Origin of the sequence: Alteribacillus bidgolensis (assembly GCF_002886255.1) — a bacterium.
Classification (GTDB): Bacteria; Bacillota; Bacilli; order Bacillales; family Marinococcaceae; genus Alteribacillus; species Alteribacillus bidgolensis.
In genome coordinates, this window is record NZ_NJAU01000003.1 from 283,668 (window position 1) to 302,639 (window position 18,972).

The window sequence follows — 18,972 nt, forward strand, 5'->3', positions numbered from 1 at the left end:
TAATTTTTTAAAAATGCAGTTAATAACACCATCTGTTCTAAAACATGAGGGAACATATAAATCCTTTCAAAATCATGATATAATACGTACGTACTAATAATTAAAATTAACAAAATTGATTGCGAACAAATATGAAAAAGGTGATTGAAATGAAACCAAAATATCAGATCCTCATTGATGATATAAAAAGTAAAATTCTTTCAGGAGAATACGACATAGGAGAACGAATCCCTACGGAATCCGCCCTGCAGGAAATGTATAGTGTTAGTAGACAAACAGTTCGAAAAGCTATTTTAGAACTATCAAATGAGGGATTCTTAAAAAGTGAAAAGGGATCAGGGACTTATGTAAGTAATCAATATCAGTCAAAATCCAGCGGGAAATCCAATAATAAAACAATAGGTGTAATCACCACTTATATTTCGGATTACATTTTCCCCTCTATCATTCGTGGTATTGAAGGAAGATTGAACGAGGAAAATTATTCGTTACTGTTAGCCAGTACAAATAATGATGTAGAACAAGAAAAGAAGGCTCTGGAGATGATGTTGTCATTCGGAGTGGATGGTTTGATTGTTGAACCTACGAAAAGCAATCTATACAATCCTAATATTGCTTATTACCTATCGTTCAAGGAACAGGATGTTCCTTTCACCATGATTAATGCTTATTATGAAGAATTAGAGGTGCCTTTCTTTTGTCTTGATGACGTAAAGTCTAGCTATATCGCAACAAAAGAATTGATTTCCAAAGGTCACACACACATTGGACTTATTTCAAAAATAGATGATTTACAAGGAAAGTATCGAATGAAGGGCTATATCAAAGCACTTGGAGAAACAAAATTACGGTTTCAACCAGAGCATGTGCTTTCTTTCGATACAGAAACAAAACTGGACTTATACACTAACTTAAAGGAGTTTCTAACCGAGAATAGAGACGAGTTGACTGCAATTGTTTGCTACAATGACGAAGTTGGATTAGAAGTAGTAAATGTATGCAAACAACTTGGAATTTCGATCCCTGATGAATTGTCAATAATTGGACAGGACAACTCTTATATTGCCAGAAACGCTAATATCAAACTAACAACATTAACACACCCACAAGAACAAATGGGGCGTGACGCAGCAGATTGGGTCATTAAAAAAATACAGGGAAACAAGGATTTACCAAACGAAACCTATTATCAACCAGTGTTAATAGAAGGCGTAACTGTAAAAGAGTTAGAATAAAAACAACACTTGGGCAATCTAGCAGCTTTTGGATCGGTTACACTTAGTTAGACAGATTTGATAAGGTCATATAGACTTAGTTCAAATAATTACTAAGGAGAATGAATATGACCAGACGGGCAAGAAGAAGCTTTACGAAAGAATTCAAAGAACAAATCGTCCAGCTGCACGCTTCAGGAAAACCCAGAGCTGAAATGATTAAAGAATATGAGCTGACGCCATCTGCCTTTGATAAGTGGGTTCGTCAATCCCGGACCCGTGGATCCTTTGAAGAGAAAGACAACCGTACGCCTGAACAGGAAGAACTGATCCGACTACGCAAAGAGAATCAAAAACTTGCGATGGAGAATGATATTTTAAAGCAGGCCGCGCTGATCATGGGACGAAAGTAGATGTGATCCGCAACAACCGTTACAAATACTCGGTATCAGCAATGTGCGACGTCCTACAAATTCCAAGAAGCACGTACTATTACGAAGTCCAAGCCCGTGATGACCAGGATGAAGAATTGACGATGCTTGTAAGAGAAATCTTGGAATCAAAGCAGCCTAGCAGGTGTTTTATATCTGTCTCATTTAGCTATGGCAGTTCAAACGGAAGGTTTTTACTCCTTTTCAGCAAAATACTTTTTAACTCTTTCCTTTAACTTATCAGCACCAAATGCCTCTTCATATTAATATAAGACTTGTTGGATTTTGATTTCCGCAATCATCTTTCTCCTTTATTTGTCAATCGGGACGTTGATTACTTTGATTCATTTCTTCCACCTCTTTGCTCTCTGTGTTTACCGCTGCAATATCACCAGGTTCTTGGGCATAATTACTCTCTATATCGTTATTATCGATGCCCCTATCTGGTGTCTGCGCTAATCTAGCCTTATCTTTATGATTTTCATTTCTTGTCTGTCCTCTATTCATGGAAAAAACCTCCCTTCTTTTTCTTTCCGTAACATGCCTAAAAGGTACTGATAATATACACTCACCATGATAACTCTTCGGATATAACTAAAAATAATCCCTAATTCCTAGACTCATTGCATCATTTGATGGAGGGAGGTTTTTACATTTATGCCTTGCAGAAAGAAGCTTGTCCTTACGAAAATTTTTTAGGGGAATATTATTATGGAAAGATAGTGATTCGAGAGGAAAGACCCTTCGTCTAAATAGGGAAGATATGACGATCATAAGCATGTCCAAGGGGGTGATCTCTGTACTTTTTTATACAAACGATATGAGAGAGGCTTAATATTACTTCTTTTTAATTTTCAATTTCTTTAAAAATGCCTTATACCTAATCTTAGCAATTTCTCTTTTTCTCAATGTAGCCGTCTACACAGATCCATCTTGATTCCAAACGATTTGAGTAACGTCTCCTGCCTTCGCACCTTTTAGTAATTGTTCTTTTAGCACTTCTTCTAGTACATTTTGTTAGATGGAGCACCGGATGCTGGGAAACTAGCACATCCATGGCGTGGAGCAGGGGAAAAGCCGGAGATCACTTCAACCCTTCGGGGGAATGAGAAACAATAAATTCATTTAAGACTTTCCCAAGGGGTCTAAAATACAATGTCGTGTTTCTTGTCAGCGAGATCAATACCTATAAAATCCATAAAAATACCTATCCAACAAGATATTTTTCAATTCACCGCAGCGATGGCCTCGTAGAATCGGTATTTTTGTGGTACAACACCCTAACAATCGTCAACAGTAAAAGGGGTTGGTTCTCCAGGGATTAGTCTACTCGAAGTAATATCCTTCATACAGAAGGCTTGGCAGGGAGTGCATGAATCTGTGTCCGATTGTTAGTTTTAAGCTATACATAAACAACTATTTTTTAAAACGGACGCACTTTTCAACGGAGGAATGCGACTTTCGAGTGTCTAAAGTAAACAACTTTATTTAAGAAATTCTAAATATAAAAAAGCCTAGTCTCTCGTATGTAAGCGAAAAATTAGGCTTTAGTTAATTCCTACTTTTTAACAATCTTTTAGACATTGTTCAGGGTCTTCTTGTGACAAGATTTGTATAGCTTCATTAATATCTAATACATCAAGATATAATTTAGTATCCTCCCCAACGTATATTGCTTCCACATTTAACTTGCACCATAGTGCGCCAAATATAGAATTAACTTGCCCTGGAACACCAGATGTAATTTCGAGTACTTGAATAACTTTTTTCTCCTGCAACTTAACACTAAGCTTTATAAGTACACCTCTTACCACACGAATATCATGATTACTTTCAGAATCAGTACTACCAACTACAAGTCTAACAAGATTGTGATTTTTAAAACTAAACTTTGTTTGTAGATAACCGTTAATATTGACTCCTTCCTCAGCAATACCACTTAAAATACGACTTAGAGTACGATCATCTACTACAAAGAAAAATTGTGTTCTTATATTAAACGTAAAACTGTTATTACTCATCTCAGTGATCATTCTCCTTTGTTTTAAGTCCTTGTACAAAATATATGCAAAAAAACTTCTATCTGCTTGTACGTACTAACTAGGAAAAAAATAATAGAATCATCACTTGGAGGTATGACGAAATATCAATATTAAAGATGAGTTTTATAGGGAATGTTCCTTCATAGGGAAAAAGAAAAAACGGCTATTATTTGATCTATCCAAACAGGCGCGACCAAAAGCTTTTCTTGGTTTTTTCCTGTTTATCTATGTTAGTAGCAGCTGATTCCGAAGCTGGAGCAGCTAGTTGTCACATGGTTTCTAATTGTTTATCACGCTCTTATAATGGATATATTTTAATAGAAGAAAGCGAATAAAGGTACCTAAGATTAATCCTGGGACAACAAACAACATCGGCAGCCAAACAGGTCCGAATAACACTCCATTGGAGCTATTCAATCATTTATTATTAAAAAGGGTAAGAAAGAAGCAGAAAGATTATTTACAAAAACTGTAGCTAGTCGTTTGAAGGCTTGGGGAGCACCAAAATTAGCTTTAGCTGTAGGTGCTTGTGTTACTGTTGCCCTAAATTATTTAGATGTTGGAACTCAAATTGCTAAAGAACTTGATAAAAGAGATAAGAGACCTAATAATGGCTGGATAGATCTTTATTAAATTTAAGGATGATAGATGAGTAATGAAAAATCTAAGCAAATATGTTGTCCTATTCCTTTGGGTAGTATTATTTTTATACTTTTATGATATGTTTATGCCAAAAGGTGTTCTTTATTTTGTTATAGGGATACCAGTCCTATTTTTTAGCGCAGTCCTTATTTTAAAAGTTTTTAATAAATCCCAAAAGAGGTGAGAAAAATTAATATAAAGAATCGAGAAATAGACCCCCTTGAGCTTTGAACGGCAATTAGGGGGTCTTTTCGATTTTAAGTTTTACGGATTTAGCACTTTATATGAGTTTTTCCCATCACCATAGTCATCTTGAATCTAAGCCATAAAGGGTCTCGCCAACATTTTAAGAAAACATAAATATAATAAAGCCTATTTTCTCAACATTGAGGAATTAGGCTTCTATTACTTCTGAGATAAATCTTCTTATATAAAACAATTTTTCATTTCATATTGAATGAATTTCATAATTCTTAACCTTTGCGGCTCAAGGGTTTTAAAACGCAAAAAATTTACTATTATAAAAAACGTGAAGAGGGAAAGCCACATAAAGTAGCTATCATTGCTTGTTCCAACAAGCTCATTCATTGGATTTATGCACTATTAAAACGTAAAGAGGCTTTCAAAGTCTAGGAATCTCCTATCCAAAACCAATTAAGGAGCTTCAAATTAGTGTATTTGAAGCTTATTTGGCATGTGCATTTTATTATAACATGGCTTTTTTAACTTTTTTAGCCCTACCTATTGACCTCCTATTTTCTGGTATTGCGGAAAATCAAAATCTATTAAAATATATCAAATCTAGAGCCTGTACCCCATTAAGAGGTGGAGCACAGGCACAATTGACACTTAGTATCTGTTGCGAAGGGGAATAATTTGCCCTCTAATTTCACCACCAGGATTTTGTTCGGTATGAGCATTTACATACGTCAATTCTTTTCGCATCAGTATTAGTAAGTCATTGACATTTTTTACACCTGCGTCATTAGGAACGATATCCTTATCTGTAATAACTCCCGTAACTACTCCTCGGCGAGTGGTTATCCCATTTTGATCTTCTAAAGTCGCTAGGTCAGCCCCAAAAAGGAAGACGAGAACGGGTCCATTTTCATCGCGGGCTCCAAAGTGAATATGCGCTTGAATGAAATTTCTAATATTGTTGACTTCTAGCTCAAATTTAATTTTTGTACCATCCTCATTAGCGAGAAATTTAGCTACTCCAAAAGCATCTGTCTTTACTGGAGGTACTTCGTTTTGCCCTCTTAACTCAGCGATAAATTTCTCCATAAATTTCACCTCCTTAATATACAGTATGTAAATCGAAATAACTTTGAATAGGTAAGAGGATTAAGGGCTAAAAAGAAGGGAAATAATAGAGGTTATAAAATTCAAGTAACAGAGGTTTTATTTTTATCTTAAGGACAGAAGCCGAAGCTGATCCTGAATTGACTTACGTTATAATACTCAAGTTCAAACTGTTAATCAGGAAGACGACTCTCTTGGGTTGTACAGGATAATGGTGAGACATTCCGCACTATTATTTCTAAGAGTAGATAGGTTTTATTTTCTAACTCTCATAGAACCCCCCTTTATTTTCTCTAGGGATTATACTAAAAGAAGTTGGTAGGGTTACGTACCTACTGTAAAAAATTTTCTTCCACAAAATGACCCGTTTCTTGAATAATTGAAGTCTGTAGATAACATCTCTCATAAGTTCTACTAAAGTTGATAGAATAGGAGAGATTCAGTGATTTGACTTGGTTTAGAGAAACGCTAAAATTGAAAATGAGAAAGGAATAGCCTATGCTACTCCTTTCTCATTTCGCTGCTGTACCCCATTTAATCTATTGTCCGATAATAGGTCCTCCCTTATAGTCGCATTATCAGAATAATTTAACATAAGGGAGGGCCTTACACGCATGAAACAAGTTTGGACTGATGAAGAACTCATTTGAACATTTTACTTTCTTACCTGATGAATGCCATACAGGACAAAAAGCAAAAGCTCACGTTGATATGGTAACTCTGGTTTACAACAGCATGAAATTAGCAAGTTTTCGTTTGAAAATAAAACAAAAACAAACAGCTGCTTAAAAATCACAAAAACAGAAATTCTGGAACTTTTGACATTTTTAAAAGAGTGACTTATGAAATTGATTCGAAAGGAAAAACGCATTCATTCCAGTTTTTATACAAAAGAAACCTGCAGCTTAATAGTTACTTATGTGCTTCACCTATTTATAATAGTTAGCAAACTGAACAACTAGTTTCTCCTGCTGCTCAATAATTTCATTTAGATAACGAATTTCATTTTTCATAAATTCTAAATCTGGATGTCCAAACCATTCTAATGTAGCGGCTGCGTCGTATGATTGCGATTGTAGATATTTGACTAAAGGCTCAGTGTCGACAATTCCTTCACTAATTGAACAAAGATCACGATAATTTCCTATTGGATGATAAATGTTTGAAAAGACAAAATCGTTGGTTTGTTGTTTTGCATTTTTTAAATGAACATGTTTAACGTGAGGGTACCACTGCTTGAGGCAATCTAATGGGTCTTTTCCAAATTCCCAAACATGGAAAGTATCAAAATTAATACCGATATGATTCCATTGATTTTTTTCGATTTCATCAACGAAGTAACAAACACTGTAGTAATCATCTAGAAGGGTATTAGGATGGGTCTCAAAAACAACTTGGACATTATATTCCTTAGCCAGAGTGTCAATCTGGTTCACTCTATCAAGCCATTGTTTCCATTGCATCCAATTCATGTCGTGGCTTGATAAAGAACCGCTAAACAAACGCAAAAGGGGAATATGAAGGGACTGACACTGTTCTAACTTCTTCTTTATGTCATTTAACCAGTTATAAGAATAACTATTCGAGAAGTTTGTTAAATCCATATAGCCACTTAAAACCAAAATATGAATATCTTTTTGGTGATGTTGGGGGATATCAAAGTCTTGTTCGCTTCTTAACAAATGCGGTTCCCATAATTCAACTCCTTGAAAACCACTCGCTTTTGCAAGCTCTAATAACTCTTCAAAAGAATACAGACTATACCGAAACGAAACAGTTGCCATTGACCATTTCATAATCATTCCTCCCTTTCATTCATTGATATAACTGATAATAAACTTTACCCTGAAATAAAGGGTATGCCGGTTCTTTCCAACGTCTTGTTAAGTTATTATTGATATTAAATTGATCTAACGTTCTTTCAACAGAAACCGTATAGTTTCTTTCAAGAATGACCGTCGTCTTCGCCCATTTTAATGCTTCTAGAATCCTTATTCCTAAAACACCAAAGGAGCGCTGCAATTTGTCTTCCAATATCGTGACTAGGGACGGACATTAACAATAACAAGTCTGGTCTATGAACCTTCAAACGATAAATTCCTACATTCTGTTTATTAAAATCATTTGGCTCACATGGATCATGAGAAACAATACTTGCTTTTACTAGATAAAATCCACCGTCATATTCATTAATTCGATATAAAAGCAACTCATAAAGGGTAATGTTTTTTCACGAACTTCATGAACAAAAGCTTCGTCACTTCCAATGAATGAATTTCACTGCTGTTTTCCCCCACCGCTCAGCTACATCATAAAACAATTCCTTAATATTTGTTCTTTTGGCGTAACCCATCTTCTCCATCAAGCACGAGCTACCCATATCCACTTCCGAACCTGCTTATAGCTACCTTTGATAGTTGATCCATAAAATTGATCAATCGCTTTTAAAATATCAGCTGTCGGCTCGCCTCTACCTCTTTGACTCTTTAACTCCCAAAAAAGGCTATGGCAATAATGCCCACCGCCGTTATTTTGGAAGCTTGTCCTCTCTTCAGTTGGCAAACTATCAAGATTACTTAGCAATTCTTCCAACGGCTTTAATTTTAAATCATCATACTTTTCCAATGTTACATTCAGGTTGTTCACATAAGTTGCATGATGTTTACTATGGTTAATTTCCAATGTTTGGGCATCGATAAATGGTTCTAACTCATCATAATCATATGGAAGCTTAGTCAATGCAAACAAAGACAATTTTTCTCCTACTCATTAAATTTACATTAGAGAAATAATGTTTACCTTGTGCAAATTTAATATAAATAAGAAAAAGTATCAACCATTATGCTGTAAAATAGGTATAAACTATGGGGATAAATCATTGTTGTTCAGCAGAGTAATGGAATAAGATTTAGAATATTTTTCATAAATAAACTAGAAAAGATACTTTGTTAAGATGAAAGTCGTAATTAAAAAGTAATTTGGAGAAAATATAGACATCTTCACCGTTAGTAAATAAAAGTGAGGAAGGGATGAATTAATTTTAAATTATGCAGTCCTAATAAGAGCTGTTAATTTAACAAACTAACCCTTTTGTTAAACTCTCATCCTGAAAAAACATTCTCATGAATGTAATAGCTTTTGTTTTTGAATTTGAAGCTCTTCTTCCGTAAGAATCCCTAGGTCTTTTAACTTTGCTAGTTTTTCCAGTTTCACCACAGGGTCAAGCTCATTTGTTGTAGGTTGAGTATTAAGCAACACCAATACTTGATACTTACCTGTACGTTTCATTACACGATATCCTTGACTGGCTTTTGTCGCTATTCCCTCATCATTTGGCATACAGTACCCATCGACCTCCTAGAAGTATCGTTGAAGGGTTTACTAAACAATCGCGCCCTTTTCTTGAATAAAGATTTAATAATGTTTTCCTTTAAAGTTTTAATTTTGACATGTAAAAAAAGCCACATCCTCATACAATGAATGTGGCCACATAGGAGATTATTTAGGTTTCATCGCAGAACACTCAATGCACTGCTCCAGGCAATGACCTGATCAAGCATGGCATGAACTGATTTTTCCTGATATGAAGCTGGTTTAAACGCGTTAAAATTCTCAAAATCGGTAAAGAGCGAAAGTCGAACCTGAGCACGAACGTCGGCGACCTGCAATTCAGCCATAATCATACGTAGATTTTCAACCGCAGTTGTAGCCCCTGCGGATCCATACCCAACAAAGCCAGCTGCTTTATTGTTCCATTCCTTATACAAATAATCCAGGGCGTTCTTCAGAGCGGGAGACGTTGCATGGTTATATTCGGGTTTGACGAAGATAAAACCATCAAAAGTATCTATTTTTTTGGACCAATCCTTAGTATGTTGCTTTGTATACTGGCCTGAAGCTGCCCCCATTGGTTCGTCAAGTAATGGTAAATCATAGTCTGCTATGTCCACAATTTCGAAATCGGCGTCACTGCGTTGATTTGCTATCTCGTATACCCACTCCCCGATAACCTTACCTTTGCGACCCGGGCGTGTGCTTCCAATAATTATTGCTATCTTGTTCATTTTTCATTCCTCCCATTTAAAATTAATGTCTCAAAAAAGCTTTTGCTAATATCATTACTCAACGATTGCATCATTTAATTGAAAACTATCATTCAGTCCAAAGTAATGTTTTATCTTATCCCTTATCTCATTAACCTTCAATTTCTTTTTTGTTTTTTCGTTCTCCTTAACAATCGTCAGGGAATTTCCGGCCAGTGTTACTCGACCTTTTTCATTAACTTTTGATAGAAGCAATCGCTTGTTGAAAGGTGACTCAGGAGACGTTTGCATCCATTGGCAAATTGGCTCGAAATCTTGTAACTCCTTTTTCACAGTTGTAAAGCAGTACAAAATGTTCCAATCCTTATTTGCTTTTTTCTGAAGATAGAACACATCCTCTTCACGAATCACACGATACCAACCATCGACATCCTTTATTTCTTCACCTGTTAATGGAACAGGTTTGGCTGGTGATTTACCACCCAAGCCAACATCAACCAAATAATGTTTATTGTTTAACAAAACGAGATTAAACACATGGGTGTTTTCAATGGGGAACCATCCAGTCCCAATATGCGTGGTTGCCGCATGCAGATGTGCTTGAAAGCCCAGATTTGTGATCAAATGATGAAAGAGACCATTTAATTCATGACAAATACCACCTCGTTCTTGAACGACAATTTTATGATAGAGATCCGCAATCTGCAATGACAACGGATAATGACTGATTACATCCAGATTTTCAAAGGGCACTTTTCGGACGTGTTGTTGTTGGAGATGGGAAAGGTAGGATAATTCAGTCTTTGAAGGGTTGCTGGCACCAATACGCTTTAAATATTGATTTAAGTTCATACCGTTCATTCCTCCCTCTTTTATTGACAATTTCATACCTTACGGCATTATCAATGAATGCATGAGGTTCTTACAGAACTGAGGACAAGCCCACTCATTTTTTACCATGAGCGGCGTATTCATTTAAGTTTCAATCCTTTTTCCCTCTTGCAACGTAAGGGATTAAAAGGATCGATGTTACAGCAACAACATAATGCAGCGGGTTAGCAATGTTACTAAATCCCGGTACAGGGGGATTTACTGCAACGAAGACAGAATCTAATGTAGCAACAACTAGAGCTAAAACCGAATAATTCATAAATGGATGTTTTGTGTGTCGTGTAAAACCGAAATAAACCATAGATCCAATTAAATTTGTTACCAGTGAAGATAGGGTAATCGACATCAGGTTTAGTTGAGGATAAGATTGACCCGTTAAACTTCCGAGCAACAGGTTGCCTATATTGGCTAATATTGCTGCGACAATTCCTGCCATAAATCCTCCAAATACACATTTTTTTAGGCTGGGTTTCGATAGGTTCAAAGCGTTCGAAATGTTTTTAATGGTTTCCATTTGTTATTCCTCCCAAAATAAAGATTCAACTGATTCAATTATATTTAGTTAGTACTAACTAACAACATGTTTTTTTAAAAACTAGGGGGTTAATCCCCTAGCAAATAAAGCGACACTCGTTGTCATAAATTCTTCCATTGACACGTCTGTAAAAGGTTCGTCGGCAATTAGATTTGTCATAAACGCACCGTAGTTCATCCAAATAAACGACATAGCCTGCGTCTCCGGATTCGTTGGGATCATTTTGCCCCGTACTTGCATTCTCGTAAAATAATCCGTTAACATTTCTTTTAGCTGCTGCGGATAATTCTTCATTTTCTTTTGTATACCAGGTAAATTGTGACGTTCCTTTAGTGTAATAAGAAACATTTTTCCATTGCGACTCATGACCTCGTGATACGTTTTACTGATGAGAAGCAAATCAGTTTGTAAATCCCATACCAGTTTTTCTTTAAATAATTTTTGCATCTCCCACGTATAATGAAACCGGTCTATTCCTTGCTCCAACAGATTTTTCTTGCTCCCAAAATGGCGATACAAGGTCATCTCACTTATACCTGCCGCAGTGGCTATTTCTTTCGTGGTTACCGTTTTGAACCCTTTCTCAGCCATTAAATCGATTGCAACTAATAAAATTTTATCGCTTGTATTAAGTTTACCGTTTCCGACGTTCACATACCTCATCCTTTTGTATGTTAGTACTAACTAACATCTTTTGTTTTATTTTATGATGTGATTTTATTATTGTCAACAGATTAAACAAAAAATATTTATTGAGTATTTTTGCACATCCCCTCGAAAAGGGGGGATTGACTCCGGCGAGTCTGTTTCGAGGGGACCCCTCCATGTCAAGTGGGCTTTAGCGGCACAAATGCCCCCCTACCTCCTGTTGGTTGGAACCTAAAGGTAAGGAGTGATGAAATCGCTGGAGTGAGTTTTAAACAAAGGGCTAAACGCTCTTACAAATGGGCTTTAGAGAAAGCTCATAAGCTAACAGAAGCAGCTGATCGAGACCCTTTTAAACGCAAAACTTATATACGAGTCACATCGTTAGTCTTACAATGTACATTAACCTTCTTCTTCAATACCAAAAGCACCTATCCAAACTAGACAAAGAGATAGATGCCGTGGCAGAAGAATTTGAAGAATATAAAATGATCCGATCAACCCCCGGTATTGGCGGAAAGATTGCCGCCACAATCATTTCCGAAATTGGGGAAATCGATCAGTTTAATCACCTAAAAAACTGGTTCTTATGCCGGAATCGATCCCAGTGTTCACGAGTCGTCGGGCAAGTTTAGAGCAACCATTAACAAAATCACAAAGAGAGGATCTTCTCGCCTTCAGCAAACCCTCTATACCGCTGTGCAATGTGGAATCACAAAAAATCGTAATCCCAAACTAAAAGTTTACTATGATAAACAACATGAAGAGGGAAAGCCACATAAAGTAGCTATCATTGCTTGTTCCAACAAGCTCATTTGCACTATTAATACGTAAAGAGGCTTTCAAAGTCTAGGAATCTTTTATCCAAAACCAATTAAGGAAAAAACTTCACATTAGCGTAATTGAAGCTTATTTGACATGTGCAATTTTATTATAACATGACTTTTTTAACTTTTTTATCCCTACCTATTAACCTCCTATTAGCTGGTATTGTTGAAGGCTCGTTATAAGGGTAATTTAGCTTCTGAGCACACCCAAATACTCTTCCCAGGGTCCGACATCCTCCCTGTACCTTTCTGACATCACCCTTACAATCTGAGATATGTGTGTTAAATCGTGAACCACCCATGTCGAGAGCAATTCTCTTAACTTTACTTACCAAATGCCGGGTGTTTCCCTGTTAATTCAAACTGTGCATTAGATTTAATCAGTCCCATTACAATCTCGATATTCTGTGCTCGCAGGTATTTAAGCTCATTCAGCTTTTGACTGATTGAGGTCTGAGACGGATTGTTTATGTGAGCATCTCGATCGAATGGAGGAAATGCCTTATTTTCACCTTCCTCAACAATCGTTTTTAATCTTGGGATCCAATTATTTTTCTCACACTCAATTAAATGATCAACCACCTGTGACGGATTCCATGTTCCTTCCCCTTCGTTGCATTTCAGCCAATCGTCCGATAAACCAGATAAGAAGCTTTCTAATGTTTTTGGCGTTCGCTCTAGAATCTCAATCGCTTCGTTTAGATTAAAATTCATATGTAGCCCTCCTCCAACCTTTTTATTCCACTAATCCTGCCCTATTGTTCAATACAAATTATGTCAAAACAAGTGATTCGGATCAATTATTTTCACAGAAATTAAGACACCTACCTTATTCAAGATAGGTGCCCGTTTGTTGTTATGCTGAATCGAATCGCCGCATATACATTCTACGTTCGGAGTCTTCCCAAGTATTAAATGCTTGGTTGGAACAATATCGTGAACTTTGGGAAGAAAAATTCGACAGCTTGGATCGTTGTTTGCAGGAGTTGCAAAAGATAAAAATAAATGAAACATAAGTGTCAACAAAACATTCAATACTACCTAATAAGATTTTATCGTTCGATTAAACCTTATGGAAAAACATTTTTTGGGAGGATTAAAATGTCTGCGAAAATCGAAATCACTCGTACCTTCGATGCTCCACGTGAACTTGTGTTTAAAGCTTTTACTAAAGAAGAACACCTCTGAACTGGTGGGGTCTAAAAGGTTGGACAATTGATGTTACTAATTTAGAATTCCGCCCGGACGGCGTCTTCAAGTTCTCAGACTATAACTTCTTCTTCTTTCAGTGTCGCTATAGGGTGCAAGAAATGATGGTCGAAAGGGATTAACTTTTTACCTTCTTGTACTTTGTTCACCCAGTCCGGATTGACCAATGCACTCGTTCCGATTGCGATAAGATCAGCATCTCCCGACTCAATGAGGAGCTTTGCTGCCTCCGGTTCTCCCAATTTGCCATTGGCGATAACGGGAAGGCCACTGTATCGCTTAGCTAGCTTGGCAAGCGTCGGTCCATCCTCCACGAAAGCTGGGACAAACGCCTTATATTCGGTCGTATGGATGTAACTTGGGGATGCAGCTGCTAATTGTTCAAAAATAATCTTCGCATCCGTCTCTCCGTTTGCCCATTTGTGATGAAAATCGTTTACTTTCCCTTGTGAGATACGAACACCTACCATGTAATCTGGGCCGACAACAGCACGAATGGCTTCCAGCACTTCCACAACGATGCGGATTCGTCGCTTCGTTGAACCGCCATATTCATCTGTTCGATGGTTCGTATAATCGGTGATGAATTGATCGAGCAGGTAGCCATTCGCTGCATGGACTTCCACCCCATCGAAGCCAATCTGTTTAGCACGGAGAGCAGCTTGTGCGAAGCTGTCGATTGCTTTTCGGATTTCCTCTTGGGTCATCTCTTTCGGAACAGCGAACTCTCCGCTCCCTCCATGATCTTCGAGCATCTTACCCACAGGTTTTACTGCTGACGGAGCGATTGACGTAAATCTGTCATGCTGAACAAGTGCACCCGCATGCATTAACTGTGCGACAATTTTTCCTCCTTCGCGTTGAACCGCCTGAATGACAGGTCTCCACGACTCAGCTTGTGCATCATTGGCTATGCCGGGTTGGTTCTCATAACTTTGACTGTTCACTGTATCGGGATAGATGCCTTCCGTGATAATGAGACCGAACCCACCTTTCGTAAAACGAGTATAATAACGGACCATACGTTCATTTGCGAGCCCGGACGGTTCTGCACTTGTTCGGGTCATCGGCGATAGTACCGCCCGATTCGGCAATTTCAGGGACTCTAATTGGAATGTAGAAAAAAGATTGGAATATTTACTCATATTGAATTCCTCCTTTAGTTTACCGTGGCAGCGCAATTTTTTGTCACCGACGCGATTTGTTTTGTTAATATGATTGTATGCCATCAACTCCATATATTAAAATGATCAATATTGATATCTCCATCAAAATTATTGATGCATAATTGGAGGTTTTTTTATGGAGTTAACCGATTTAAAAATGTATATGGCGATCATAGAGGAGGGCAGCATAACCCGTGCGGCAGAGAAACTGGGCTACGTTCAGTCGAACATTACAATGCGGGTTCGCAAGCTGGAGTCGGAGCTTGGCGCCCAGCTTTTTCAGAGAAATCCGAAAGGCGTAATACCAACTGAGAAGGGGCTCGTCTTCAGTAATTATGCCTCGGATATTTTGCTTAGGATGGACGAGGCCATCAGGGCTGTAAAAGAACCAGATTACCCATGCGGACCGCTTGTGATCGGTGTTGTGGAGACGGTCGCTTCCTCTGGGCCATTTATTCGTGCGTTATCCAAGTTTCAAAGCAAATACCCCGAAGTTGCGTTATCACTGATCACTGGGACGTCGCCGGTTAATTACGAGAAAGTGTTGAATCGCCAGTTGGATGGAGCATTCTTTACGGGCGAATTCGACTTATCCCAGTTGCAAGTCGCCTATGAGATTCGAGAAGAAGTCGTACTTCTGACTGCCGCTGATGAAAATGAACCTGCAATTTTTCCGGACGTTGAGAATACAGCATGGGTTGTATTTTCGAAGGGCTGCCCTTTACGTGCAACCATCGAAGATTGGCTTCACGGTGTCGGTGCAACCCCCACGAACATCGTTGAGATCAGCACGCTAGAGACGATGCTGAACTGCGTAAGAGCAGGAATCGGGTACACGCTTCTAACTAAATCGGCCGCTGCTGTGAACGATGATCGCTTACGGGCTCATCCGGTTCCGGAACAGTACAAATTCGCAACAACACGACTGGTTTCCCGAAAAGAACAGTTTCATAGCAAAACGTTCGCTGCATTTGCAGACTGTGTCAGAGAGACGGGAATTTGATTGATTATCTAATATGCATTTTTAGTTAACATAAAAATTTAATTATATGAAATTAGCAAAAAAGCCAATCCCAGCTGCTGATCGCTTATACGCATTCAAGTTTTCTTAAAAGACGAAGACGGTAACATTACATGGCAGAACCTTAAAACTAACAGATACCATACCCCTTCGATCGGTATCGGGGAGTACAGTGCATCCTGGTAAAAGAAAGGAATTGGCTTTAAAAATTACAAAGTAAGTTAATCCTAACCAATGAGTTGATTTAATACTTTTTAGTAAAGTTCTCTCCATAAGAAAAGTGTTCTTTATATGTAACACTTTTCTTATTAGAGCAACTCAAGAAAAAATGTAGAGAAGATTACAGAATTCCTCTGTCTTTTTGAAGAAATGTTTATTTATAGAAATAAATAAAAGAAGAAACGAATAAACGTTTTTTATTTGTAAAAATGTAAAATAGCAAAATGAAAATGAAGGCTAAAGATAAAAATTTAAACAAATGAGTTTAGGATAAATCCGAGGATTTATCCGACATGTCCTGATTTATCCCTCGACTTCGTCAAGGGATAAATCGAACATGTCCCCTGTGCGTCCCCTTCCGACAGGGGGCTTTTTATTCTACGGTCCCCCTTGACATGGAGCCTCTGACCCCTCCATATCAAGGGGCTTTCGCGGCATAAAAAGAAAAAGGCTCTAACGGAGAGTGACATTGTTCACTCTCCGTTAGAACTGTTGGCACTGGATAAATACGGATATGGACATATCCGCATTTATCCGACATGTCCTGATTTATCCCCCGACTTCGTCAAGGGATAAATCGAACATGTTTCACTGTATCAGCTCAATCCACGATCCATTCACTTGCTTCAAGAAGAAAATGATTTACTAATAGAAAGAAATAGGAAGGGGATAAATAGCCAAGAGCTCCGCATTCACGCGAGGGCTCTTGGCTACTTGTTATTTAGGTACGCTCTCCATATTGTCAGCACAGTTTTTGGAATAGGTTATGCTTATTACACCCACAGCTGAGATGCAAGTTCGGATAGTCCTTCGCCACTACCTTTGCACACTTCGGAGAACACGCCGTTCCCTTGAACTTTTTGGTCTCACCGCATCCTGGACACTTCTGCTTAGCCATCGTCCGTTCCTTACTTCCCGTTGAGGTTCAGGGTTTCTCCCTGCTGACAAGAACTACTCTACCACGTTGATGGGCCTGATCAATGCTTTTGTGTCTTACATCACCTTGTGATATGTAGTAGGTAGTTATGCTGTAATCACATCCCCTTTTTGTATAACACTGGATGAAAAAGAGTATACCCTATAACAAAAAGGAGAACTAATGAATGGATTTAGGTCTGTTAGTTAATTCAAGATATGTTGATCATATCCATAATTTATAATATCTTTTTTAAATAGTTCTCTCACTAGATCTATAGTTTCAGCATCATAAAAATATTTATAATCCGGTAAAGGTTTCTTTAATGATTCTTGGGACATATTAATCTCAGCGAATATCTTATTGTTTTTATTGGTCATTTTTTGTGCTCTATGATGCGGGGACTGCATGATGTCTAGAATAGGAGAATCTAATAGGTTATATTTTTTTTCAATTGCTTTTATTTCACTCTCGAAATTTTCTAATGGTATATAATTTTTAATAAATAATTCTTCTTCTTCAATATATTGTTGGGCAATGTGAAGATTTATTGAGCCTTTTCCGACTCCCAATTTTTTAATCTGATATAAAAATTGTTTAAAAGATAAACCGTTATGTGCCCCGGGAGCGACTTGACTCATTAAAACTTTATTATTTAACGTAGATAAAAAAGAACTGACTGTTCTTTTATAAGGATTACGAACAAGTTTAAAGACATCTTTTTTTCCCCTTAAAAGTTGCTCGGCAATTTTAACCTTATAATCTTCTTGTGTTTCAAATACTTTTATTCTATATTGATGGATGGAATAGGCATCATTATAATCAATTGCTTGTTGAAGTAATCCTAATTGGAAAAAATACCACTTTATCAGTGACGTACATCCACTCTTTGGAGTCCAAAAAAATATTAACGGTAATTCTTCTTTCGAACATAATGGTAGTGTGTGGGTAATTAGCCTTTTAATGACTTCTTGTTTTTTTTTTGAAAACACCAGTATCCTCCTTTTTATTAATAAATAGGTAAAGCTTCTTCTTTCTTGGATTGCAACACATTTTTTGAATTTTTTTAAACAATAAAGCTAGGCCAATAACATTAATCCGATAATTAGATTAAACATTTCAATTTCTAAGAAATCATTATCCGGTCATAGCCGATATTATTCCTTCACTATTAATTATGACGGCCTCCAGAATTTTATAGAGGTCGTTTTTTATTTATATGCACAAATATTCTTTTTGTTTATTAGTTGAATCAATTTCATAAATTGAACCCTTGTGCCATAAGAGAGTTAGTACCTGAATAGCAATAAGTGAATTTTTTTTGTGTTTATTCATAAAAAGAAAGGAGGATGGTCAATGAGCAATAAAGGCTGTACTTGTTCCACTCTGCTAACCGATATTCAACCAGCTTGAATTCCTTAATAAAGTTTCTTCTTTCTCGTCTGGTCATGTTTATTCTCCTCAGCGTTTATTTGAACGAAGTCTATATGACCTTATCAAATCTGTCCAGCTAAGTGTAACCTATCCAAAAAGGCCCTCACCCTGAGGAGGGTGAGGGCGAAGGTTAGGGAGAAATCCCTTACTTCTTTTTCTTGTTGTCCTTGGCCTTCTCGGCTAGCTTCTTGAAGGTCTTCTCATCCATATTGAAACGGCTACCGAGGTCGCCATCCTTGCGCTTCTGGTTCTTACCCATGCTTCCTCTTTCTTCGAGTGTTTCAGGGTTTCCCCTGTGGACAAGAACCACTCTACCACGCTGAGGTTCCTGGTCAACTCCATCCAGTGTGTTCTACATCACACTACTAGGGGTAGTACCGGCGAAGCTGTCACCAGGGGAAAAGTAGAAGTTTGCTAGTTAAATAAAAAAAC

The 18,972-nt window shown here is 37.5% G+C and carries 15 protein-coding genes and 4 pseudogenes; 5 read left to right on the forward strand and 14 right to left on the reverse strand.

Going from position 1 to position 18,972, the window contains the following annotated elements; all coding sequences use genetic code 11:
* The first annotated feature begins 149 nt into the window (after positions 1-149).
* Together CEF16_RS22720 and CEF16_RS22725 are read left to right on the forward strand one after the other, a co-directional pair.
* Entirely contained in the window at positions 150-1,235 is a 1,086-nt protein-coding gene (locus CEF16_RS22720) for a GntR family transcriptional regulator (RefSeq protein WP_091588355.1), read from the forward strand.
* A gap of 107 nt (positions 1,236-1,342) precedes the next feature.
* Positions 1,343-1,714, forward strand: a pseudogene (locus CEF16_RS22725) (transposase); the annotation flags it as partial.
* Positions 1,715-1,963: 249 nt separating this feature from the next.
* Here CEF16_RS22725 and CEF16_RS22730 read toward each other — a convergent pair.
* Together CEF16_RS22730 and CEF16_RS22735 are read right to left on the reverse strand one after the other, a co-directional pair.
* A complete protein-coding gene (locus tag CEF16_RS22730; RefSeq protein WP_091588278.1) occupies positions 1,964-2,152 on the reverse strand; it encodes a hypothetical protein in 189 nt (62 codons plus the stop codon).
* A 1,058-nt stretch (positions 2,153-3,210) separates the two neighbouring features.
* Positions 3,211-3,666 (reverse strand): hypothetical protein, encoded by a 456-nt coding sequence (locus CEF16_RS22735; protein WP_091588279.1) that lies wholly within the window; start codon positions 3,664-3,666, stop codon positions 3,211-3,213.
* Between the two features lie 504 nt (positions 3,667-4,170).
* Between CEF16_RS22735 and CEF16_RS24005 the strand changes: the two genes are divergently transcribed.
* The gene (locus tag CEF16_RS24005; protein ID WP_170032351.1) at positions 4,171-4,320 is read left to right on the forward strand and encodes a hypothetical protein; all 150 of its coding nucleotides are present in this window, start codon (positions 4,171-4,173) and stop codon (positions 4,318-4,320) included.
* 858 nt (positions 4,321-5,178) lie between these two features.
* On the opposite strand, the gene CEF16_RS22740 is transcribed toward CEF16_RS24005, so the two are convergent.
* From CEF16_RS22740 to CEF16_RS22780, 9 genes and pseudogenes are all read right to left on the reverse strand, one after another.
* On the reverse strand, positions 5,179-5,616 hold the full coding sequence (locus CEF16_RS22740; protein ID WP_091588281.1) for a CHRD domain-containing protein: 438 nt from the start codon (positions 5,614-5,616) through the stop codon (positions 5,179-5,181).
* 947 nt (positions 5,617-6,563) lie between these two features.
* Complete coding sequence (locus CEF16_RS22745; protein ID WP_170032354.1) at positions 6,564-7,430, reverse strand: sugar phosphate isomerase/epimerase family protein; 867 nt, start codon at positions 7,428-7,430, stop codon at positions 6,564-6,566.
* Between the two features lie 149 nt (positions 7,431-7,579).
* Positions 7,580-7,858 (reverse strand): UbiD family decarboxylase domain-containing protein, encoded by a 279-nt coding sequence (locus tag CEF16_RS25500; RefSeq protein ID WP_139186028.1) that lies wholly within the window; start codon positions 7,856-7,858, stop codon positions 7,580-7,582.
* 151 nt (positions 7,859-8,009) lie between these two features.
* Positions 8,010-8,388 (reverse strand): annotated as a pseudogene (locus CEF16_RS22755) (superoxide dismutase); the annotation flags it as partial.
* Between the two features lie 366 nt (positions 8,389-8,754).
* The gene (locus CEF16_RS22760; protein ID WP_091588286.1) at positions 8,755-8,973 is read right to left on the reverse strand and encodes an SHOCT domain-containing protein; all 219 of its coding nucleotides are present in this window, start codon (positions 8,971-8,973) and stop codon (positions 8,755-8,757) included.
* A gap of 170 nt (positions 8,974-9,143) precedes the next feature.
* Positions 9,144-9,698: an NADPH-dependent FMN reductase gene (locus CEF16_RS22765; protein ID WP_091588288.1), complete on the reverse strand. Its 555-nt coding sequence runs from the start codon at positions 9,696-9,698 to the stop codon at positions 9,144-9,146.
* A gap of 54 nt (positions 9,699-9,752) precedes the next feature.
* Positions 9,753-10,529 carry an arylamine N-acetyltransferase family protein gene (locus CEF16_RS22770; protein ID WP_091588290.1) on the reverse strand — a complete coding sequence of 259 codons (777 nt, stop codon included), beginning with the start codon at positions 10,527-10,529 and terminating at the stop codon, positions 9,753-9,755.
* Between the two features lie 130 nt (positions 10,530-10,659).
* The gene (locus tag CEF16_RS22775; RefSeq protein ID WP_091588291.1) at positions 10,660-11,082 is read right to left on the reverse strand and encodes a hypothetical protein; all 423 of its coding nucleotides are present in this window, start codon (positions 11,080-11,082) and stop codon (positions 10,660-10,662) included.
* An 81-nt stretch (positions 11,083-11,163) separates the two neighbouring features.
* Positions 11,164-11,766, reverse strand: a complete 603-nt coding sequence (locus CEF16_RS22780) for a TetR/AcrR family transcriptional regulator (RefSeq protein WP_091588293.1) — start codon at positions 11,764-11,766, stop codon at positions 11,164-11,166.
* A gap of 216 nt (positions 11,767-11,982) precedes the next feature.
* Between CEF16_RS22780 and CEF16_RS24700 the strand changes: the two are divergent.
* Positions 11,983-12,582 (forward strand): annotated as a pseudogene (locus tag CEF16_RS24700) (transposase); the annotation flags it as partial.
* 183 nt (positions 12,583-12,765) lie between these two features.
* Here the strand turns inward: CEF16_RS24700 and CEF16_RS22795 are convergent.
* Positions 12,766-13,289 (reverse strand): annotated as a pseudogene (locus CEF16_RS22795) (DinB family protein).
* Between the two features lie 548 nt (positions 13,290-13,837).
* Entirely contained in the window at positions 13,838-14,929 is a 1,092-nt protein-coding gene (locus CEF16_RS22800; RefSeq protein WP_091588298.1) for an oxidoreductase, read from the reverse strand.
* A gap of 157 nt (positions 14,930-15,086) precedes the next feature.
* Here CEF16_RS22800 and CEF16_RS22805 point away from each other — a divergent pair, with 157 nt between their 5' ends.
* Complete coding sequence (locus tag CEF16_RS22805) at positions 15,087-15,953, forward strand: LysR family transcriptional regulator (RefSeq protein WP_091588300.1); 867 nt, start codon at positions 15,087-15,089, stop codon at positions 15,951-15,953.
* A 1,359-nt stretch (positions 15,954-17,312) separates the two neighbouring features.
* On the opposite strand, the gene CEF16_RS22810 is transcribed toward CEF16_RS22805, so the two are convergent.
* Positions 17,313-18,098 carry a sulfotransferase family 2 domain-containing protein gene (locus CEF16_RS22810; protein WP_170032357.1) on the reverse strand — a complete coding sequence of 262 codons (786 nt, stop codon included), beginning with the start codon at positions 18,096-18,098 and terminating at the stop codon, positions 17,313-17,315.
* Between the last annotated feature and the right edge of the window lie 874 nt (positions 18,099-18,972).

Coding starts and splice junctions, on each gene's coding strand:
- CEF16_RS22800 (WP_091588298.1), bottom strand. CDS start 14,929: ATGAGTAAATATTCCAATCTTTTTTCTACATTCCAATTAGAGTCCCTG.
- CEF16_RS22765 (WP_091588288.1), bottom strand. CDS start 9,698: ATGAACAAGATAGCAATAATTATTGGAAGCACACGCCCGGGTCGCAAA.
- CEF16_RS22760 (WP_091588286.1), bottom strand. CDS start 8,973: ATGCCAAATGATGAGGGAATAGCGACAAAAGCCAGTCAAGGATATCGT.
- CEF16_RS22775 (WP_091588291.1), bottom strand. CDS start 11,082: ATGGAAACCATTAAAAACATTTCGAACGCTTTGAACCTATCGAAACCC.
- CEF16_RS22770 (WP_091588290.1), bottom strand. CDS start 10,529: ATGAACTTAAATCAATATTTAAAGCGTATTGGTGCCAGCAACCCTTCA.
- CEF16_RS22730 (WP_091588278.1), bottom strand. CDS start 2,152: ATGAATAGAGGACAGACAAGAAATGAAAATCATAAAGATAAGGCTAGA.
- CEF16_RS22805 (WP_091588300.1), top strand. CDS start 15,087: ATGGAGTTAACCGATTTAAAAATGTATATGGCGATCATAGAGGAGGGC.
- CEF16_RS22740 (WP_091588281.1), bottom strand. CDS start 5,616: ATGGAGAAATTTATCGCTGAGTTAAGAGGGCAAAACGAAGTACCTCCA.
- CEF16_RS22780 (WP_091588293.1), bottom strand. CDS start 11,766: ATGAGGTATGTGAACGTCGGAAACGGTAAACTTAATACAAGCGATAAA.
- CEF16_RS22720 (WP_091588355.1), top strand. CDS start 150: ATGAAACCAAAATATCAGATCCTCATTGATGATATAAAAAGTAAAATT.
- CEF16_RS22745 (WP_170032354.1), bottom strand. CDS start 7,430: ATGAAATGGTCAATGGCAACTGTTTCGTTTCGGTATAGTCTGTATTCT.
- CEF16_RS22735 (WP_091588279.1), bottom strand. CDS start 3,666: ATGAGTAATAACAGTTTTACGTTTAATATAAGAACACAATTTTTCTTT.